Origin of the sequence: Vulcanococcus sp. DEBay_Sum22DG08_74 (assembly GCF_017852955.1) — a bacterium.
GTDB lineage: Bacteria > Cyanobacteriota > Cyanobacteriia > PCC-6307 > Cyanobiaceae > Vulcanococcus.
This window is the reverse complement of the sequence record NZ_JAFMKL010000131.1, coordinates 1-4,228: the sequence shown is the minus strand read 5'-3', so window position 1 is coordinate 4,228 and position 4,228 is coordinate 1. Positions and strand designations below refer to the sequence as shown.

The window sequence follows — 4,228 nt, the reverse complement described above, 5'->3', positions numbered from 1 at the left end:
TCGGCCAGGCGGGCGGCCTGGCTGTCCGTCAGCATCCCGGCGGTGACGCAGGCCTCCATGCCCAACTCCCGGACGCCGCGCACCATCGACAACATCGCCTCAAAGGGCGCCCCGTCGCGGATATCTCTCCAGGCCCAACCCATGCAGAAGCGATGGGCACCGGCCTCCTTGGCCGCCCGAGCCCGGGCCAAGACGGGCTCCACCTCCAGCTCCGGTTGCCCCGTGACATCGCTGCTGTTGTGCATCGACTGCGGGCAGTAGGCGCAGTCCTCTTCGCAGCCGCCGGTTTTGACGCTCAACAGGGAGGCCAGCTGGACGCGATACCCCGGGTTGGCCTCGCGGTGAACCGCCTGGGCCTGCCAGAGCAGGTCCATCAAGGGCAACTCCAGGAGCGCCTGAATCTCAGAGGTGCTCCAGTCATGGCGCACCGAAACGGAGGAGGAGGTCACGCGATTAGGAGGAGACGGAGGCCACGCCACCAAAGCGACGTTGGCGGTTCTGGAAATCCATCAAGGCGCTCACCAGGGCCGTTTCATCGAAATCGGGCCAGAGAACATCCGTGATGTGCAGCTCGGCGTAGGCCAGTTGCCAGAGCAGGAAATTGCTGATGCGTTGCTCGCCGCTGGTGCGGATCAACAGGTCTGGATCCGACTCACCAGCGGTGAGGAGCTTGGAGGCAAACGCCTGCTCATCAATCGACTCAGGATCCCGTTCACCGCTGGCCACCTCTTGCGCGAGCAGCCGCGCCGCCCTGACCAACTCGCGACGACCGCCGTAGTTAGTGCAGACATTGAAACGAATGCCGGTGTTGGAGGCGGTGCGGTCCGTGGCGTCCTGGATCAGCTGTTGCAGTCCCTCGGGAAGCTGCTCGAGATCGCCCAGGAAGCGAATGCGCACCTGCTCCTGCTCCAGCGCCTTCAGCTCCTTGGCGAGGACCCGCTCAAACAGGGTCATCAAGAAGCTGACCTCCTCGCCAGGGCGGTTCCAGTTCTCGGTAGAGAAGGCGTAGGCCGTCAGCGAGCCAATGCCCCAGTCACTGCAAAGGCGCAGGGTGCGTTTCAGGGCTTCCACCCCTTCCCGGTGCCCCATCACCCGGGGAAGTTTGCGCTGCCCGGCCCAACGGCCATTGCCGTCCATGATCACCGCGACATGGGCCGGCAGCCGGCCCGGGTCAAGCCCAGGCGGGAGGGCGCAGCGCGAGGGCCTGTTCCCTTCGACAGTTAAGGCAGTCGTCAGGGAACGACTCATGCGAGAGGTTCGGACGAATCTACGGACACGCTACGACCCGCAGATTTACCAGAGGATTTCGGGGCCTGAGCCAGTGCTTCGCTCAGCAATTCCTGCAGGCGCGAGCTCGTGATCGGACGCTCCAGGCGCCCCTGCTTGGCCAGCGACAAGGTGCCGGTCTCCTCCGACACCACGATGCAGAGACAGCGATCGAAGCGCTCGGTGATCCCCAGGGCCGCCAGATGGCGGGTGCCATAGCGATTCAGTCCCTGGCGGGAGAGGGGCAGGATCACCCCCGCCGAGAGGATCCGATTGCCTTTGACCAGCACCGCCCCGTCATGGAGCGGGGTGTCGATCGCAAAGAGATTCAGGAGCAGATCGACTGAGAGCTGAGCATCCAGGGCGATGCCGGGGTTCAGGAAGTCCTCTGGGCGCAGATCACTGCCCAGATCCAGGACGATCAATCCACCACGACGGATCTGGGAGAGGCGCCCCGCGGCCTCACTGAGCACGCCGACGGAGCTCGAGGCGAGCTTGTCGGCCCGTTGGCTGCCAAAGAGAACATCCAGCCGACCAGTCCCCAGCAGTTCCATCAGGCGCCGCAGTTCCCCTTGCCAGAGGATGGCCAGGGCCAAACTGCAGGCCATGACCAGGGCATCCACCAGCTTGCTGGTGAGCGGCAGGTTGGCGTAGCGCTGAACCACCCAGGCCAGGGCCACCAAGGTGAGGTACCCCCGCAGCAACCAGAGGGTCCGCGGCTCGTTCACCCGAGCCAGGATGACCATGCCAAGGGCGGTGGCCAACAGGAGATCCAGCACGAAGCCCAGCTGGATTCCCCCGATCAACCCGAGCACCCTTGCTCTATTCGCTGAGGATCAGACTACCGGCCGAAGGCGTTCCGGCAGAACGTCGTAGCGCAGCAGTTCCTCTGGCAACTCCCGGCGTTGCACCAGCTCCGCCATGCCGTCATGCACCATCACCGCTGCAGGGCGAGGGATGCGGTTGTAGTTCGAAGCCATCGAGGCGTTGTAAGCGCCGGTGGCAAAGACTGCCAAAACATCACCTGCCTGGGCCGGAGGAAGGGCCAAGTCCTTCAGCAGCACGTCTCCGGATTCGCAGTGCTTACCCGCCAGGGTGACGGTGTCGCTGGCTTCCGCCTCAGGGCGGTCAGCCAAAACAGCGGTGTAGAGCGATTGATAGGTGATCGGACGGGGGTTATCGCTCATCCCGCCATCAACGGAGAGATAGGTGCGGATCCCAGGGATCTCCTTGCGGCTGCCAACGCTGTAGAGGGTCACTCCAGCCGTAGCCACCAGGGAACGGCCGGGCTCGCAGAGAAGCCGCGGCAGATCCAGTCCCCGCTCCTGGCAGGCACCAGCCACGGCCTCGGCCACGGTGCGGACCCATTCGTCGATGGACGGCGGATCATCGGATTCGACATAACGGATTCCAAGACCACCGCCGACGTTCAAGTCCGAGACGGGATGGCCAAGTTCGCGCGCCAACTTCAGGGCGTCGGCCATCACCGCTGCCAAATCGCGGTGGGGCTGCAGTTCAAAAATCTGAGAGCCGATGTGGGCATGGAGGCCGCTGACCAGCGCCCAGCTGCAGCTCTGAAGATGCCGCAGAACTGGCTCGAGCTGGTCGGGATCAAAGCCGAATTTGCTGTCGAGGTGCCCGGTGCGGATGTACTCGTGGGTGTGGCACTCGATCCCAGGGGTGAAGCGCAGCATCAGGCGCACCGGCTGGCTCAAGCCCAGGGACGCCAGTAGCTCGAGATCCGACCAGTTGTCCGCCACCACGGTGACGCCCAAGTCGGCCGCCAATTGCAGCTCTTCCAGGCTCTTGTTGTTGCCGTGAAAGACAATGCGCTCAGGGGGCATCCCCCCCTGAACCGCCGTCAGCAACTCGCCCGCCGAGACCGCATCGAGGCCGAGCCCCTCGGAGGCGACCACAGCGGTGATGGCCAGGCTGCTGTTGGCCTTCGAGGCGTAAAGCGCCAGGGCCGAACCGGGGTAATGGGACGCCAGCGCCTTGCGGTAGGCCTGGGCATTGCCGCGAAGGGTGGCCTCATCCAGCACATACAACGGTGTGCCGTAGCGGCGAGCCAGATCACTCAGGCCGCAGCCCCCCACCTCCAATCCACCCTTCGGGCCAACGGCCGTCGTTACGGGGGTGAGATTGCGGTTGGGACTAGCGGTATCGCGGTTGCTCTCAAAGGGCCGGTTGCTCACTTGGAGATCGGCTGTCGCCATCGAAGTCGTCATGGGGTGATCCTAAAGAGGCCGCCTCCAGGCCCCTGTGCCGACGCACACCGCCGATCCCCAGGTCCGCCTTGAGGCCCTCAGGCCCGAGCACCTCAGCGCTTGCCTTGCCCTGGACAAAGCCGCCCTGGGCGGGCTCTGGAGCGAAAGCCAATGGGGCTCGGAACTCGCCGACGAACAGAGGCCAGGGCTGGGGCTCTGGCAAGGGGAGCAGCTGCTGGCCTTCGCCTGCGGACTGCTGGTCCTGGATGAACTGCAGATCACAACCCTGGCCGTGGATCCAGGCCACAGGCGGCAGGGCCTGGGACGGCGCCTGATTCAGGCGTTCCTGGAACAGGCCCGGGAGGCTGGAGCGCAGCGAGCGACCTTGGAGGTGGCCTCGGACAACACCGCCGCAGGGGCGCTCTACGCAGATCTGGGCTTCAGCACCGCTGGAATCCGTCGCGGCTACTACCGCAACGGAAGCGATGCCCTGATCCAATGGCTTGAATTACACGACTGAGAGGCGGTACGGATTGCCGCCCATTCCTGATAGCGAGAACCGGAAACTTTTAACCGCTTCGCTGTGACGATCGCGCGGGGCAATCCCTTTTGGGCATTGGGTTTTAGCGCTTCTGAAATTGATCTCACACACCCCCAAGCAACCCTGATAAATTGGGGGAACATGCAGCCAGGCCCCGCCCCATGTTCGAGCGGTTTACCGAGAAGGCCATCAAGGTGATCATGCTGGCCCAAGA

The 4,228-nt window shown here is 64.3% G+C and carries 4 protein-coding genes and 1 pseudogene; 1 reads left to right on the top strand and 4 read right to left on the bottom strand.

Going from position 1 to position 4,228, the window contains the following annotated elements; genetic code table 11:
• The 4 genes and pseudogenes from QZ184_RS10490 to lysA form a co-directional block, all read right to left on the bottom strand.
• Nucleotides 1–428, bottom strand: a pseudogene (locus QZ184_RS10490) (biotin synthase); the annotation flags it as partial.
• Nucleotides 429–453: 25 nt separating this feature from the next.
• Nucleotides 454–1,248, bottom strand: coding sequence for an isoprenyl transferase (locus tag QZ184_RS10485; RefSeq protein ID WP_296419506.1), 795 nt, complete (start codon nt 1,246–1,248; stop codon nt 454–456).
• A complete protein-coding gene (gene cdaA, locus QZ184_RS10480; RefSeq protein WP_296416760.1) occupies nt 1,245–2,081 on the bottom strand; it encodes a diadenylate cyclase CdaA in 837 nt (278 codons plus the stop codon). The genes QZ184_RS10485 and cdaA overlap by 4 nt, the downstream gene beginning before the upstream one ends.
• 21 nt (nt 2,082–2,102) lie before the next feature.
• The gene (gene lysA / locus QZ184_RS10475) at nt 2,103–3,494 is read right to left on the bottom strand and encodes a diaminopimelate decarboxylase (RefSeq protein ID WP_296419504.1); all 1,392 of its coding nucleotides are present in this window, start codon (nt 3,492–3,494) and stop codon (nt 2,103–2,105) included.
• Between the two features lie 34 nt (nt 3,495–3,528).
• Between lysA and rimI the strand changes: the two genes are divergently transcribed.
• Entirely contained in the window at nt 3,529–3,993 is a 465-nt protein-coding gene (rimI, locus tag QZ184_RS10470) for a ribosomal protein S18-alanine N-acetyltransferase (RefSeq protein ID WP_296419502.1), read from the top strand.
• Nucleotides 3,994–4,228: the final 235 nt, after the last annotated feature.